The organism is Pseudomonas sp. GW821-FHT10B02 (assembly GCF_059415665.1).
This window is the reverse complement of the sequence record NZ_JBWKNR010000024.1, coordinates 1-17616: the sequence shown is the minus strand read 5'-3', so window position 1 is coordinate 17616 and position 17616 is coordinate 1. Positions and strand designations below refer to the sequence as shown.

2 protein-coding genes are annotated in these 17616 nt (G+C 65.0%); both read right to left on the bottom strand.

Features of this window, described 5'->3' with window-relative positions; translation table 11 throughout:
* Positions 1-55: 55 nt before the first annotated feature.
* Entirely contained in the window at positions 56-16318 is a 16263-nt protein-coding gene (locus AC07OF_RS24995) for a non-ribosomal peptide synthase/polyketide synthase (protein WP_495073620.1), read from the bottom strand.
* On the bottom strand, positions 16318-17616 hold a 1299-nt coding region (locus tag AC07OF_RS24990; RefSeq protein ID WP_495073619.1), incomplete at its 5' end, for an AMP-binding protein. The genes AC07OF_RS24995 and AC07OF_RS24990, both read right to left, overlap by 1 nt.

Genomic DNA, 17616 nt, shown 5'->3' with positions numbered 1-17616 from the left:
TTCCTTGCAAACGAATTAAGTAGTTCGCCGGCCCCTCGCGGGGCCAGCCTCTCGATCAACCCTTGACGCTTTCGCTGTCGGCCAGGCGCGCTTGCAGCCCCGCCAGCACCCTATCGGCCTTGATGATTTCGTAGTGCGATACGCCTTCGACCTGTTCGGCACAGGTACCGGCACCGAAGCACTGTTCATAACCGCGTTGCAACGCGGCATCCTGGCCGCCCGCCCACCAACAGCTGGCGTCACAGTCCACTGCAGGCATCCGGGTGAACTGTTCGGACAAGGCTTTAAGACGCATCGCTACGGCGAAGGTATGCGCCAGCTCGTCAGCGGCGAAGCTGGCATAGCCGTCGTCACCGCGCTGCTGTTGCAAGCCTTCGATCAACTGCTGCAGTGCTTGCTGATCACCGTCCTGAATCAACGACAGGCCCGGTAACTGCTCAACCGGGCAACCGAACACCACGCTGAGGAACCCCGGCAGGTCGCAGTTCCAGTCACCGGCCTGCGCATCGGTCGCCACCGGCACGAAGCTGTCGACCAGCCCCAGCAACGCCACCGCCTGGCCCTGGCTGCGCAACTCCTGGGCGACCAGTCCGGCCAGCGTCGCACCCAGCGACCAGCCCAGCAGGTGATACGGTCCCTCGGCCTGCTTCTGGCGGATGTACTGGGCGTAATCGATGGCCATCGCCGGCAGCGAATCATCCAGCCACTGCCGGTCCAGCAGCATGCGGCATTGCAGGCCATAGACACTGCGCTGGCCATCCAGACGCCGGGCCAGCGCCTCGTAGTCGAACACCGTGCCGAAACCGGCATGGATGCAGAACAACGGCGCGCGATCACTGATCCGGGCATTGAGCAGCAACAGCGGATCGAGGCTGTTGGCCGAGGTTTCCTGGTATCCGGACAACTCGGCAATGCTCGGCCTGGCCATGATGTCGCGCAGTTTCAGCTCCAGTCCCAGCTCCGGTTGGCTGCGCACCTTGCCCAGCACCTTGAGGATGCGCAGCGAGTCGCCACCGATTTCGAAGAAGTTGTCGGTCACCCCGACCTGCTCCAGTTCCAGCACCTCCTGCCAGATCAGCGCCAGGCGCCGCTCCAGTTCGTTGCGCGGGGCGACATAGCGGCGGTTGCGGAAGTCCGGCTCCGGCAGCGCCTTGCGGTCGACCTTGCCGTTCGGGCTCAGCGGCAATGCCGCCAGCACCAGCACCTGCGAAGGCACCATGTAATCCGGCAGCCCGGCCGCCAGCGCGTTGCGCAGCCGTTCGGCCAGGCCCTGCTCGGCATCGGCCACCACATAGCCGATCAATTGCTTGCCAGCGCTGCTGTCACGGGCGACCACCACCGCCTCACGCACGCCAGCGAGTTGGCACAAGCGCGCTTCGATCTCACCCAGCTCGATGCGGAAACCACGGACCTTGACCTGATGGTCGAGGCGCCCGAGGTAGTCGATGACACCATCGGCACGCTGGCGCACCAGATCGCCGGTGCGGTACAGGCGGCCACCCTGGCCACCGAACGGGTCGGCGACGAAGCGCTCGGCACTCAGCCCCGGACGGCGGTGGTAACCGCGCGCCAGTTCCGTGCCGCCCAGGTATAGCTCGCCGGCCACGCCGGTCGGCACCGGGTTGAGCTGGGGGTCGAGGATGTACAGGCTGCGCGCACCGACGGCGGTACCGATTGGCGCGTAGGCCGCGCCACATTCGGCATCGGCAGCAGCGTTCCACAACAACGGCGTGACCACGGTTTCGGTCGGGCCGTAGCCGTTGGTCAGCTGGCGCGGACGCAAGGTGCGCTTGACCAGCTCGAAGTTGCTCTGCGCCACCGCATCGCCACCGAAGCAATAGGTGTATACCGCCGGCGGGTTGTCGCGGCCCTCGGCATACTCGGCCAGTTGCTGCAGATAGGCCGGCGGGAAGCAGGCGATGGTGATGCCGTGACGATGCAGGGCCTGCCAGGTTTCTTCCGGGGTCCACAGGCGGTTGTCACGCAGCACCAGTTGCCCGCCGGCCAGCAGCGTCGACAACCAGCGCTCCTGGGCACCGTCGAAGGCAAAGGACATGAACAGCAGTTCACGAGTGCTGCGGTCCATCGCATAACGCTGGGTGATTGCCTGGCAGTGCAAGGCAATCGGCCCGTGGGCCACCGCCACGCCTTTGGGCATGCCGGTGGAACCGGAGGTGTAGATCAGGTAGGCAAGGTTGTCCGGATCCACCGGCTGTTGCACCACCGCGACCGGCCCCGGGCCTTGCAGATCGAGATCCTCGAGGTCGATCCGCTGTGCCCGGCTGAGCGTCGGCAGCTGCTCGCGCAGATGACGCTGACTGAGCAGGATGGTCATGCCGGAATCGTCCATGATCCATTGCAGGCGCTCACGCGGGTAGCTGATGTCCAGCGGCACGAATGCGGCACCGGTCTTGAGCACGGCGTACAAGGCCACCACCGAGTGCAGCGAACGCTCGAGGGCGACACCGACGAAGGTTTCCGCACCGGCGCCCTGTGCCAGCAGATGCTGTGCCAGGCGGTTGGCCTGGGCTTCCAGTTCGGCGTAACTCAGTTGCTGATCGCCGCACACCAGGGCAATCGCCTGTGGCTGCTGGCGTGCGTGTTCGGCAATGCGCAACGGCAACAGCTGTTGCGCGGCCGGCAATTCGGCAGCCTTGTGGACTTCCCCGCTAATCAGCTGCAGCGCGCCCACAGGTAACTGCGGCTGTTCCAGCAACTGGCTGAGCAACTGCTCGAAATGCCCACGGATCTGTGCCACCGCCTCATCGGTGAAGCTGTTGCGCAGGTACAGGAACTCGATGTTCAGCGTCTCGCCGAGCTTGATCGCCAGGTCCATCGGGAAGTTGGTCACATCCCGCGCCTGGACCTTGCCAAAGCGCAGGGCATTGTCGTCCAGCTGTTGCAGACGCTCGTCCACCGGGTAGTTTTCGAACACCACGATGCTGTCGAACATGGCCTGCCCGCCCTGGCCGGACCAGCGCTGGATGTCGGCCAGCGAAGCGTGCTCGTGGTCGCGTACTTCCAGGTTGTAGGCCTGCAGCTCCAGCAGCCAGTCGGCCAGGCGCTGCTCGGCACGCGGGGTATTGATGATCGGCAAGGTGTTGATGAACAGCCCGAGCATTTCATCGGCACCTGCGAGGCTCGCCGGGCGCCCGGCCACGGTGGCGCCGAAGCACAGGGTCTGCTGGCCGGTATAGCGTTGCAGGAGCAACAGCCAGACTGCCTGGATCAGGGTGTTCGGCGTCACCCGCAAGGCCTGGGCCTGTTCGCGCAGCCAGGTGGTGCGGGCCGTGTCCCAATCCAGGTAGAGGGCGGCGTGGCCAACCCGCTCCGGCGACGGTTTCGGGTGCAGGCTGTCGGCCAGGCAGGTCGGGCCTTCGAAGGCCTTGAGCTTGGCTTTCCAGAAGGTGTCCAGCACCGGCTGTGCCTGCAGCCAGTCGATGTAGTCACGGTAACGCCCACGCTTGGGCGCCAGGGCCTGGCCGGCATACACCTGCAGCACCTCGCCGAACAGCCGCGAACTGCTCCAGCCGTCCATGAGGATGTGATGGCTGGTCCAGATCAGGTGGTAGCGTTGCTGTTCGAGTTGTACCAGGGTCAGACGCATCAGCGGCGCGGCAAGCAGGTCGAAACCGCGTGCGCAGTCCGCCGCCACCAGTGCCTGCAGGTCCTCTGCACTGACCACACGTTGACGCCAATCGAGACGTTCGACCGGCAGTTGCACCTTGCGTTTGACCAGTTGCTGCGGCTGGGCGAGTTCGGCGCTGGTCCAGAAACCGGTGCGCAGGATTTCGTGACGCTCGATCACCGTGTTCCAGGCAGCGATGAAGCGCTCGGCGTCCAGCCCCTCGACCGGCACGCTGATCTGGTTGATGTACAGGCCGCTCTCGGCCGCTTCCAGGCTGTGGAACAGAATGCCCTGCTGCATCGGCGACAACGGATAGAGGTCATCGATCTCGCGCGGCGCGACTGGTACGCGTGCCAGTTGCGCCGCAGTGAGCGCGCTGAGGCTGAAGTCGGAGACTGTCAAACCGCCCTGGCGCGGGTCGAGGCAATGCTCGACCAGACGCTGCAGCGCCTGCACATAAGCCTCGGCCAGATGCTCGATGGTCGCGTTGTCGAACATCTCGCTGCTGAAGCTCCAGCCCAGGCTCAACTCACCGTCATAGACCTGGCCATTAACCGTCAACCAGTTGCTCAGCGGCGCCTGCGCGCTTTGTTCCTGGCCGGCGTTTTCGCCAGTCGGACGGAACAGGGCGGCGTCATCGTTGAAGCTGGCGTCGAACTGGCCGAGGTAGTTGAAGGTGATCCGCGCTTGCGGCAGGTTGGCCAATTGCGCTTTTACCTGTTCATCACCCAGGTAGCGCAGTGCGCCGTAGCCCAGGCCCTTGTCGGGGATGGCGCGCAGCTGTTCCTTGATGCCCTTGATCGAAGTGCCGAGGTCGGCTGCCGGGGTCAGCTTGACTGGGTACAAACTGGTGAACCAGCCGACGGTACGGGTCAGGTCGATGTCGTCGAACAATGCTTCACGGCCGTGACCTTCCAGTTGCACCAGCGCCGAAGCCTCGCCGGTCCAGCCGGTGATGACCTGGGCCAAAGCGGTCAGCAGCAGGTCGTTGACCTGGGTGCGGTAAGCCGCTGGCGCGTCCTGCAACAGCTGACGGGTCAGGGTCTGGTCCAGCTGGCTGTGCACGGTCTGAGCGTGGCGGTTGAGGCCTTGTTCCACTGCGTGATCGCGGGGCAATTCAGCCGAAGTGCCCGACAGCTGCTGCCAGTAGCCCAGTTCTGCCTGCAAAGCCGCACCTTGGGCGTGGCTGCGCAACTTGTCAGCCCAGGCCTGGATCGAGCTGGTCTTGGCCGGAAGCGTTGGCGTTTGTCCCGCCAGGCACTGGTTGTAGGCCTGCTGCAGGTCCTCGAAGAGGATCCGCCACGACACGCCGTCCACCGCCAGGTGATGGATCACCAGCAACAGGCGTTGCTCGCCATCGGCCAGGGTCGCCAGCACTGCGCGCAGCAACGGGCCGTCCTCCAGGTTGAGGCTGGCCTGGGCTTGTTCGCCCAGCGCCTGCAACTCGGCGATGTCGTTCAGTGGCGCCTGCCACAACAGCGGCTGTTCACTGGACACCGGCGCGAACTGTGCCTGCCATTGACCGTCCTGCTCGGCAAAGCGCAGGCGCAGTGCGTCGTGGTGCACCAGCAAGGCTTGCAGCGCTTGCTCCAGCACATCGGCCTGCAACGCCTGGCTTGGCTTGAGCAGCACCGATTGGTTCCAGTGGTGACGTTCGGGGATTGCCGTGTCGAAGAACACCTGATGAATCGGCAACAACACCAGCCCACCGCTGACCGGGCCCTGATCGATGCCCGGCCCCTCCTCACCCAGCCGCGCGACGCTGGCCAGCCCTTGCACGGTCTGGTACTGGAACAGCTCTTTCGGCGTGAAGCGGATCCCCGCCTGCCGCGCGCGGCTGACCACCTGGATGGAGATGATCGAGTCGCCACCGAGCTCGAAGAAGTTGTCGTTCAGGCCGACGCGCTCCAGCTTCAACACGTCCTGCCAGATCGTGGCGATACGCTGTTCCAGCGTGCTTTGCGGGGCGACATAGGCGTGTTGCGCCAGGCTCGCGTCCGGCGCCGGCAAGGCCTTGCGGTCGAGCTTGCCGTTGGCGGTCAGCGGCAAGGCATCGAGGAACAGGATATGCGCCGGCACCATGTAGTCCGGCAGTTGCGCCTGCAGGTGCGCGCGGATCACTTCATGACCAAGGCCCTGTTGCCGGGCGACGATATAGGCGACCAGTTGCTGACCGTTCGGCCCGGCCTGGGCCAGCACCACCGCCTCACGCACGGCGTCGAGGCTGAGCAGGCAGGCTTCGATTTCACCCAGCTCGATACGCAGGCCGCGCACCTTCACCTGATGGTCGATGCGCCCGGCGTATTCCACTACCCCGTCTTCGCGCTGACGCGCCAGATCGCCGGTGCGGTACAGGCGGCCACCGGCCTGGTCAAACGGGTCCGGCACAAAGCGTTCGGCCGTCAGCGCCGCGCGCCCATGGTAGCCGCGGGCCAGGGAGTCACCGGCAATGTACAGCTCGCCGGTCACCCCCGGTGCCACCGGCTGCAGTTGCCCTTCGAGCAGCCACAGACGCACGTTGGCCAGCGGCCGGCCAATCGGCACCACGGCGCTGTCGGCCAGGTGGTCGATCACCTGGAAACTGCTGTCGATGGTGGCTTCGGTAGGCCCGTAAAGGTTGCAGATGCGCCCGGACCAGCAGGCCCGCACCTGCTCGACCAGGGTCGCGGCCAGCGCTTCACCGCCGACCAGCAACTGGCGCAGGCCGGCCAGCTGCTCATGGCAGGCATGGCCAATCAGCGCCTGCAGTAACGATGGCGCCATCTGCAGCACGGTGATCTGCTGCTCGGCGACGATCTGCCACAACTGCGTCAGGTCGTCGTTCAGCGCTGGCGGCGCCATCACCAGTTGCGCGCCGTCGAGCAGCGGCAGCCAGAACTCCCAGACCGAGGCGTCGAAACTGAACGCGGTTTTCTGCAGTACCCGGTCGTCGGCCTGCAGGGCCAGTTGCCCTTGCATCCACCGCATGTGGTTGCTCAGCGCGCCATGGCGCAACTGCACACCTTTGGGTTGGCCGGTGGAACCGGAGGTGTAGATCATGTACGCGAGGTTATCGGCGCTGACTGCTACTTGCGGATCGTGGTCCGGGTAGCTTGCCTGTGTGTCCTCAAGCAACAGCATGCGGACCGTGGCCGGTACCGGCAACTGCGCCTGCAGCGCTTGCTGGGTCAGCAGCAGGCCGACGCCACTGTCTTCAATCATGTAGGCCAGACGCTCACGCGGATAGGCCGGGTCGAGCGGCACATAGGCACCGCCGGCCTTGAGCACCGCGAGCAGGCCGACGAGCATTTCCAGGCTGCGCTCGGAGGCAATGCCGACCAGCACATCGGCACCGACACCGGCTTCGATCAAGCGGTGCGCCAGACGGTTGGCGCGGCTGTCGAGCTCGGCGTAGCTCAGGCTCAGCGCGCCTGCGCGCACGGCCACGGCCTGTGGCGTACGCAGTGCCTGGGCGCGGACTTGTTGTTGCACGGTGTGCTGCAAGTCGAAGGCAACCGCGCTGGCATTCCAGCGCTCCAGACGATGCTGCTCTACGCTGCTGAGCATCGTCAGCTGGCCGAGGCAACGCTCGGCATTGGCGCTCAGGGCCAGCAGCAGCGTTTGCAGGTGAGCATGGATCTGCACCACCTGCGCCGCGCTGAAGCGTTCGCCGGCATAGCTGAAGTGCCAGTCCAGGCGCTCGCCCATGTTCACCGCCAGGGTCAGCGGGTAGTTGGTCTGTTCGTGATGGCTGATCGCGCCAAAGCGTACGCTGTGTGGCGAAGCCTGTTGCAGCGCCTCGGCCACCGGGTAGTTCTCGAACACCAGCAGGGTGTCGAACAGCGCTTCACCGCGTTGCCCCGCCCAGCCCTGAATAGCGGCCAGCGGGCTGTGCTCGTGTTCGCGCAAGGCCAGGTTGTGCGCCTGCAGGGTTTGCAGCCACTGCGCCACGCGCAGCTCTGGGCGCGGGCTGGCGACCACCGGCAAGGTGTTGATGAACAGCCCGATCTGCGTTTCGACGTCTTTCAGCTCTGCCGGGCGGCCAGCGACAGTGGCGCCGAAACAGACACAGTCATGACCGCTGTAGCGCTGCAGCAGCAACAGCCAGGCCGCTTGCACCAGGGTGTTGACGGTGACTTTCTGGCGGCGGGCGAAATCGCCGAGGTGGGCGGTCTGCTGGCGATCGAGGTGGGCATGGAAATGCTGCAGGCCACTGGCTGCATTCGACGCGGGCAAAGTTGCCGCCAGTTGCGTCGGTTCAGTCAGGGGTGCCAGTTGTTCACGCCAGAACTGCTCGCTGGCTTGCGCGTCCTGGCCCTGCAGCCAGGCGATGTAATCGCGGTAGCGCCCCGCCGCATGGGCGGGCGCTGCGCCGCTGTAGCGCTGCAGTACCTCGCCCAGCAGCTGCGAATTACTCCAGCCGTCAAGGAGGATGTGGTGATGGGTGTAGATCAGCTGGTAACGCGCCTCGTCGCAACGCACCAGGCTGATGCGCAGCAACGGCGCCTGGTCCAGGCGTGCACATAGCTGCAGCTGCTCTGCCGCCAGCTGTTCGAGGGCTGCTGCCAGATCGTCGTGCTGGCGCCAGTCGAACTGCTGGAACGGCAGTTGCGCCTGGCGGTAGACCACCTGCAACGGACGCTGCAGTTCACCCTCCCAGATGAACCCGCTGCGCAGAATGTCGTGAGCATCCACCGCAGCTTGCCAGGCCTGGGCGAAGCGCTCGGGATCGAGACCCTCGATGTCCAGGCGCATCTGGTTGACGTACTCGCTGGCACGCTGCTCGTAGAGGGTGTGGAACATCATCCCCTGTTGCATCGGCGACAGCGGATAGAGGTCTTCCACCGCCCCTGGTGGCAGCACCAGGCTGTCCAGTTGCCGCTGGGTCAACCCGGCCAGCGGGAAGTCCGACGGGGTGAAACCTTGCTGGGCACCTGTCGCGCAGTGGCTGATCAATGCCTGCAGCGCCTGGGTGTAGGTATCGGCCAGACGCTGGATGGTGGCGGCGTCGAACATCTGCTCGCTGAAGGTCCAGCCCAGGCTCAGCTCGCCGTTGTAGACCCGGCCATCGACGGTCAGCCAGTTGCCCAACGGAGCATCGGCACTCTGGTCGAGGCCGGCGCTTTCAGCGGCCGGACGGAACAGGGCCGCTTCATCGTCGAAGCTGGCGTCGAACTGGCCGAGGTAGTTGAAGGTGATCCGCGCTTGCGGCAAGTCAGCCAGTTGCGCTTTGACCTGTTCATCGCCCAGGTAGCGCAAGGCGCCGTAGCCCAGGCCCTTTTCAGGGATGGCGCGCAACTGCTCCTTGATGCCTTTGATCGAAGTGCCGAGGTCGGCTGCCGGGGTCAATTTGACCGGGTACAGGCTGGTGAACCAGCCGACGGTACGGGTCAGGTCGATGTCGTCGAACAATGCCTCGCGGCCGTGACCTTCCAATTGCACCAGCGCCGAAGCCTCGCCAGTCCAGCCGGTGATGACCTGGGCCAGAGCGGTCAGCAGCAGGTCGTTGACCTGGGTGCGGTAGGCCGCTGGCGCGTCCTGCAGCAGCTGGCGGGTCTGGGTCTGGTCCAGCTGGCTGTGCACGGTCTGGGCGTGGCGATTGAGGCCTTGTTCCACTGCGTGATCGCGGGGCAATTCAGCCGAAGTGCCCGACAACTGCTGCCAGTAGCCCAGTTCTGCCTGCACGGCCGCGCCTTGGGCGTGGCTGCGCAGCTTGTCGGCCCAGGCCTGGATCGAGCTGGTCTTGGCCGGGAAGCGCACGGCTTCACCCGCCAGGCACTGGTTGTAGGCCTGCTGCAGGTCCTCGAAGAGGGTCCGCCACGACACGCCGTCCACCGCCAGGTGATGGATCACCAGCAGCAGGCGTTGCTCGCCATCGGCCAGGGTCGCCAGCACTGCGCGCAGCAACGGGCCGTCCTGCAGGTTGAGACTGGCCTGGGCTTGTTCGCCCAGCGCCTGCAACTCGGCGATATCGTTCAGTTGCGCCTGCCACAGCAGCGACTGCTCACTCGACACCGGCGCGAACTGCGCCTGCCACTGACCGTCCTGCTCGGCAAAGCGCAGGCGCAGTGCGTCGTGGTGCACCAGCAAGGCTTGCAGCGCTTGCTCCAGCGCATCGGCCTGCAACGCCTGGCTTGGCTTGAGCAGCACCGACTGGTTCCAGTGGTGACGCTCGGGAATCGCCGTGTCGAAGAACACCTGATGAATCGGCAGCAAGGCCAGCTCACCGCTGACCGGGCCCTGATCGATGCCCGGCCCCTCCTCGCCCAGGCGCGCGACGCTGGCCAGCCCTTGCACGGTCTGGTGCTGGAACAGCTCTTTCGGCGTGAAGCGGATCCCCGCCTGCCGCGCGCGGCTGACCACCTGGATAGAGATGATCGAGTCGCCACCGAGTTCGAAGAAGTTGTCGTTCAGGCCGACCCGCTCCAGCTTCAACACGTCCTGCCAGATCGTGGCGATACGCTGTTCCAGCGTGCTTTGCGGGGCCACATAGGCGTGTTGCGCCAGGCTCGCGTCCGGCGCTGGCAAGGCCTTGCGGTCGAGCTTGCCGTTGGGGGTCAGCGGCAAGGCGTCGAGGAACAGGATATGCGCTGGCACCATGTATTCCGGCAGCGTCGCCTTGAGCCGGGTGCGCAATGCGTCACGCATCTTCGCCGGGTCCTGGCTTGCGCTGTCGTGCAGCACCACATAACCGACCAGTTGCTGACCGCTGGCACCGTCCACTGCCAGCAGCACACCTTCGCGTACTTCCGGCTGCTGCAACAGGCGCGCCTCGATTTCACCCAGCTCGATCCGGAAGCCACGGATCTTCACCTGATGGTCGATGCGACCGACGTATTCGATCACCCCATCCGGGCGATAACGGGTCAAGTCGCCGGTGCGGTACAGGCGCTCACCCGCGCCGCCGAACGGGTTGGGCACGAACTTCTCCGCGGTCAGCCCCGGGCGGAACAGGTAGCCACGGGTGATGCCTTCACCCGCCAGGTACAGCTCACCGGCCACGCCTTGCGGCACCGGCTGCAGCTGGCCATCGAGGATGTAGCTGCTGGTGTTGCACAGCGGTCGGCCGATATTGGCCTGGCCGCCCGCTTCACGGCGGGTCCAGGTCGAGTAGGTGGTGTCTTCCGACGGGCCGTACAGGTCGTAGACGTGTTCGACGCTCGGCGAGGCATACAGGGCATCGACCAGCCCCTGCTTCAGCGGCTCGCCGGCCATGTTGATGATGCGTACACCCGGCGGAATCTGCCCGGCGCGCTGCAAGGCGGTGACCGCCGATGGCACGCTATTGATCAGGCGCACCTGGTCGCGCGCGGCCAGCTCCGGCAGCTCCAGGGCGTTACGCGCCAGCACGATCGAACCGCCGCTGGCCAGGGTGACGAAAATCTCCCAGACCGACAGGTCGAAGCACACCGAGGTCGAAGCCAGCACCCCTTGCAGGTCGGCCTGGCTGTAGACCTGCTGGCTCCAGTGGATCAGCGCCAGCACGTTGCGGTGGGCGATGGCCACGCCCTTGGGCTTGCCGGTGGAGCCGGAGGTGTAGATCACATAGGCCAGGTTGTCGGCGGCGGCGCGCGGTGGCAGATCATCCTCGGCAAAAGCTTCTAGCCCCTGCCCTTGCGGATCGACCAAAAGCACCTGAGCCTGGCTCGGCGGCAGTTCATCGACCAGCGCTGCCTGGGTCAGGAGGATTCGTGCCTGGCTGTCTTCGAGCATGTAGGCCACGCGTTCGGCCGGATAATCCGGGTCCAGCGGCACATAGGCGCCGCCCGCCTTGAGCACCGCCAGCAAGGCGACGATCATCTCGCTGCTGCGCTCCATGGCCACGCCGACCCGCACTTCCGGGCCGACGCCGAGGCTGACCAGCTGGCGCGCCAGACGGTTGGACCAGGCGTTGAGTTCGGCATACGTGAAAGTGCGGGTGCCGGCGGTCAGGGCCAGTGCCTGCGGCTGCGCAATCACTTGCGCCTGAATCGCGGCCGGAATGTTGCTCTGGGTGTCATAGGCCGAATAGTCGGCGTTCCACTCCACGCAGATTTGCTGCTGCTCGGCAGGCGACAGCAGCGGCAACTGATCGATACGGGCCTGCGGATCGGCAACGATGCCGTGCAGCAGGTTCAGCCAGTGCTGCGCCATGCGCGCCACGGTGTCCGCACTGAACAGGTCGGTGGCATAGGTCAGGGTCGCCGAAAGGCCATCGGCGGACTCGAAGGTATTCAGGGTCAGGTCGAACTGCGAGGTCGGGTCGTCCCAGCTCAGGCCTTCGACCGCCAGGCCCGGCACGTGCAGCGGTTGCAGGCGGTGACGCTGCGCGCTCTGGTGATTGAACATGACCTGGAACAGCGGGCTGAAACTCAGGCTGCGTTCCGGCTGCAGGGCCTCGACCAGTTGCTCGAACGGCAGGTCCTGATGCTCCTGGGCGCCCAGGGCCATCTGCCGCACCTGCGCCAGCACCTCACTGAAACGCAGCTGCCCGGCAAAGCGCGCCTGCATCACCTGGGTGTTGACGAAAAAGCCGATCAGGCCTTCGGTTTCCACCCGGTTGCGGTTGGCCACCGGTACCCCGACCGGAATCAACGCCTGGCCGCTGTAGCGGTGCAGGAAGCTCTGGAACGAAGCCAGCAACAGCATGAACAGGGTGACGTTATGGGTTTTCGCCAGTTGCTGCAGGCGCTGCGCCAATGCCGCATCCAGTTGCACGTCGAGCTGGGCACCGCAAAAGCTCTGCTCGGCCGGGCGGACGAAGTCGTAAGGCAGCTCCAGCAGGCTGTCCGGCTCGCCCAGTTGCGCGGTCCACCAGGCCAGCTGGCGGGCGTACTCGCCCTGCTCCAGCCAGTTGCGTTGCCAGTGGGCATAGTCGGCGTACTGGATCGGCAACGGCGCCAGGGCGGTTTCCTGGCCCTGGCTGTAACCGGCGTAGAGCCGCACCAGCTCGTCGACCATCAACTGCATCGACCAGCCATCGGAGACAATGTGATGCTGGACCAGCAGCAGCACGTGCTCGTCGCTGGCCAGTTGCAACAGACGCAGACGTACCAGCGGCCCTTGCTCCAGGTCAAACAGCTGCGCCGCCTGGGTTTCGATCCAGCTCCGTACCTGGGCTTCGCCGCTGTCCTGCGCGTGGTCCAGGCACAGCGGCACGCGCAGACCGGGCTCGATTAGCTGCTGCGGGTTGCCCTGAGCGTCACGCACGAAACGGGTGCGCAGGCTTTCATGACGGGCGACCAGGGCATCGAAGCTGCGCTGCAGGGCGACAACATCCAGCTCACCGCGAAGACGCAAGGCCAGTGGAATGTTGTAGGCCGAGCTTTGTGGGTCGAGCTGCCAGAGGAACCATTGACGTTCCTGGGCATAGGACAACGCCAGCGGTTGGCCACGGTCGACCGGTTGAATCTGCACCGTCACCTGCGCAGGCGCCGCCAGGGCCTGGACGAAATGCTGCAGGTCCGGTTGTTCGAACAGGGTCTTGAGGGAAATCTCGATGCCCAGCGCACGTACTCGTGATATCACCTGGGTTGCCAGCAGCGAGTGCCCGCCGAGGGCGAAGAAGTTGTCGGTCAGGCCGACCTGCTCAAGCTTGAGCACGTCCTGCCAGATCGCGGCGATGCGTTGCTCCAGTTCGCTTTGCGGTGCCACGTAGGCCTGCTGCAACTGGCTGGCATCCGGGGTCGGCAAGGCCTTGCGGTCGAGCTTGCCGTTGGCGGTTAGCGGCAAACTGTCGAGGAACAGGATATGCGCCGGGACCATGTAGTCCGGCAGTGCTGCCTTGAGCCCGCTGCGCAGTTCTTCGCGCAGCGCAGTTTGCTGCTCGGGCGCCACCGCCACTTTCGGCACCACGTAACCCACCAGCTGCGCACCGGACGGACCATCCAGCGCCAGCACCAGGGCGTTGCGCACCGGCGCTTGCTGCTGCAGACGCGCCTCGATTTCACCCAGCTCGATCCGGAAACCGCGGATCTTCACCTGATGGTCGATGCGCCCGATGTACTCGATCACCCCATCGGCACGGTTGCGCGCCAGGTCGCCGGTACGGTACAGCCGCGCACCGGGCTGGCCGAACGGGTCGGCGACGAAACGTGTGGCGGTGAGGTCGGCACGCTTCAGATAGCCACGCGCCAGACCGGCCTGGCCGACATACAGTTCACCGATGCAGCCTTTGGGTACCGGATTGAGTTCAGCATCCAGCAGGTACCACGACAGATCGGCAATTGGCTCGCCAATCGGGCTGCTGGTTTCCAGTTCCAGATCGGCCAGCGACAACGGCCGGTAGGTCACATGCACGGTGGTTTCGGTGATGCCATACATGTTGATCAGTTGCGGGGCTTGATCGCCGAAACGTTCGAACCACGGGCGCAGGCTTTTTACGTCCAGCGCTTCGCCACCGAACACCACGTAACGCAGCGCCGGTTTGCTCTCGGTCTCGGCACAGGCCACCTGCATCAGCGCCTTGAACGCCGACGGGGTCTGGTTCAGCACCGTAATGCCTTCGCTGCACAGCAGTGCGTAGAAATCTTCCGGCGAGCGGCTGACGTCCTGAGCCACTACCACGACGCGGCCGCCATACAGCAGCGCGCCGAACAGCTCCCACACCGAGAAGTCGAAGGCGTAGGAATGGAACAGGCTCCAGACGTCTTCGGCACCGAAACCGAACCAGCGCTCGGTGGCGGTGAACAGCCGCAGCACATTGCGGTGCGGCAGCAAGGTGCCTTTCGGTTTGCCGGTGGAGCCGGAGGTGTAGATCACGTAGGCCAGGTTGTCCGGGCCGGTGGTGACCTGCGGATCGGTCAGTGGCTGGGTCAGCTCGTCGTCCAGTAGCAGACTGCGCACATGCGTCGGCAGCGGCAGACGGCCGATTACTTCGCGCTGGCTGAGCACCAGGTCGATGCCGCTGTCTTCGATCATGTAGGCCAGACGGTCCTGCGGATACTGCGGGTCCAGCGGCAGGTAAGCGCCACCAGCCTTGAGCACCGCCAGCAGGCCGACGACCATGTCCAGACTGCGCTCGACCGCGACGCCGACCAGCACGTCCGGGCCGACGCCCAGTTCAATCAGGCGGTGTGCCCACTGGTTGGCGCGGGCGTTGAGTTCGCCGTAGCTTAGTTGCTGGTTCAGGTAGGTAACAGCAATCGCTTCTGGTCGCGCGGCCGCTTGCGCAGCGATCAGGGTATGCAGGCAGTGTTCGACCGGAAACTCGGCCGGCTGCGGGTTCCACTGGGCGATCTGCGCGGCGACTTCGCCAGCACCGAACAGCTCCAGTGCGGCTATGCGCTGCTGCGGGTCGGCGACCACGGCAGCCAAAAGATTGAGCCAGTGCCCGGCCATGCGCTCAATGGTGGCGGCGTCGAACAGGTCGGTAGCGTAGGTCAGCGAAGCGCTCAGGCCTTCGCTGCTTTCCAGCGTATCCAGGGTCAGATCGAACTGGGCGGTCAGGCTGTCCCAGTTCAGGCCCTCGACGCGCAAACCCGGCAGCTCCTGCACCCGCGCTTCATCGCCAGCGCTGCCTTGCTGGTGGTTGTGCATGACCTGGAACAACGGGTTATGGCTGAGGCTGCGCTCTGGGTGCAAGGCTTCGACCAGTTGTTCGAACGGCAGGTCCTGATGCCCTTGGGCGCCCAGTACCCGCTGCTTGGCCTGGGCCAGCAGGCCGCTGAAGCTCAGTGTGCTGTCGAACTCGGCCTTGAGCACCTGGGTGTTGACGAAAAAGCCGATCAGGCCCTCGGTTTCCACCCGGTTGCGGTTGGCGGTCGGCACCCCGACGCAGATTTCACCCTGCCCGCTGTAGCGCTGCAGCAGGGCCTGGAACGACGCCAGCAACACCATGAACAGCGTCGCGCCTTCGCGCTGGGCCAGGGCTCTGAGCTCACGGCCGAGGCTGTCGTCGAAGGCAATCGCCTGACGCGCGCCACGGTAGCTTTGCACGCTCGGACGCGGCCGGTCGCTGGGCAGTTCAAGCACTGGCTGCTGACCGTCGAGTTGCGCCAGCCAGTACTGCAGCTGGCGTTCACGCTCGCCCGCCTCCATCCAGTGCCGCTGCCAGATGGCGTAGTCGGCGTACTGGATCGGTAACGCTGCCAGCGTCGGCACCTGGCCACGGCTGCGTGCGGCGTAACCCTGGACCAGTTCGTCGACCATGATCTGCAGCGAAGCACCGTCGGAAACGATGTGGTGCTGGGTCAGTACCAGGACGTGATCATCAGGCGCTACGTCGAGCAGGCCGACCCGCAGCAACGGACCTTGCTGCAGGTCGAAACAGTGGTGGGTTTCTTCTTCAAGGAACGCCTTGATCCGGGCTTCGCGCTGCGTAGCATCGAGATCGGCGGGCAAGGCGTGATGGCCGATAGTCACCGAGGACGCCGGATGAATCACCTGCTGCACACCCTCGGCGTATTCACCGAAGGTGGTGCGCAGTGCCTGATGCCGTTCAAGCAAGACATCGAAGCTGGCCTGCAAGGTCGCCATGTCCAGCTGGCCGTGCAGGCGCAAGGCGGTCGGCAGGTTGTAGTTGGCGCTGTCCGGCGCCAGTTGCCAGAGGAACCACTGGCGCTCCTGGGCATAGGACAACGGCAGCGTCGGCACTTCGCCCTGCACTGCAGGGATCGGCAGGTTGGCCGGCGAGACGCCCTCTTCGAGCATCTTCTCCAGGTACAGGCGACGCTTGTCCAGCGGCAGGGTGATGAAGCGCTTGGCGATGCGCAGGGCGACAGTCTGGTCCATCACAGCTCCTCCATTTCATCGAACAGCGCTTCAAGCTTGCTCAGTTTGGCGTTGCTCAGCTGTTCGCCGGACTGCTCCAGCTGCTCGACGAATGCACCCAGGGTCGGGTACTGGAAAAGCATTTGCGGGGTCAATTTCATACCAAGCTCAAGTTGAATGCGCGATACGACGTTCACTACCAACAGGGAGTGTCCGCCCAGCTCGAAGAAGTTATCGGTGAGGCCGACACGCTCGAGTTCGAGCGCGTTGCACCAGCGTTCGGCCACCTGTTTTTGCAGTTCGCTGTGTGGCGCCACATAGGCTTGCCGGGCCTGACTGACGTCGGGGCGTGGCAGTGCCTTGCGCTCCAGTTTGCCGTTGGGGCTTAGCGGCAGGCTGTCGAGGAACACCCACTGGCTCGGCACCATGTAGTCCGGCAGGTGTGCTTTCAGGCGCGCCTTGAGTTGCTCGGCGTCGATACCTTCGGCGTTTGGCACCACATAGCCGACCAGCTGTTGGCTGCCGAGCAGGTCCATGGCCAGCACCACGGCTTCGCGGACTTCGGCCTGTTCGAACAGCCGCGCCTCGATCTCGCCCAGTTCGATACGCAGACCACGGATCTTCACCTGATGGTCGATACGCCCGGCGTATTCGATCACCCCGTCAGGGCGATAGCGCGCCAGGTCACCGGTGCGGTACAGGCGTTCGCCGTTGCCGAACGGGCTGACCATGAAGCGTTCGGCAGTAAGACCGGGGCGACGGTGATAACCACGCGCCAGACCTTCCCCGCCCAGGTACAACTCACCGATGACACCGGCCGGGACCGGGCCCAGTTCGGCGTCGAGGATGTAGGTCGACAGATTGGCAATCGGATGACCGATCGGCACCGTGTCGCTGCTCTCTTCGCGGCAGGTCCAGTGGGTGACGTCGATGGCCGCTTCGGTCGGGCCGTAAAGGTTGTACAACTTGGCCTGCGGCAGCTTGGCGAACACCTGCTGCTGGGCATCGACCTGCAACGCTTCACCACTGCAGATGATGCGCTTGAGGCTACGCGCCTCGTGCACCCGCTCATCGAGGAGGAACACCTGCAACATCGACGGCACAAAGTGCAGCGTGCTGACCTGATGCTGCTCGATCAGTTGCAGCAGGCGCGCCGGATCACGGTGCTCACCCGGCCCGGCAATCGCCAGCCGCGCACCGGTCATCAGCGGCCAGAAGAACTCCCAGACCGATACGTCGAAGCTGAACGGGGTTTTCTGCAGCACGGTGTCGCTGGCGTCCAGCGCATAAGCTTCCTGCATCCAGCACAGGCGGTTGGT

Bases quoted from the DNA above. Each gene is read 5' to 3' on its own strand.
- AC07OF_RS24995 (WP_495073620.1), bottom strand. From the start codon at position 16,318: ATGGACCAGACTGTCGCCCTGCGCATCGCCAAGCGCTTCATCACCCTG.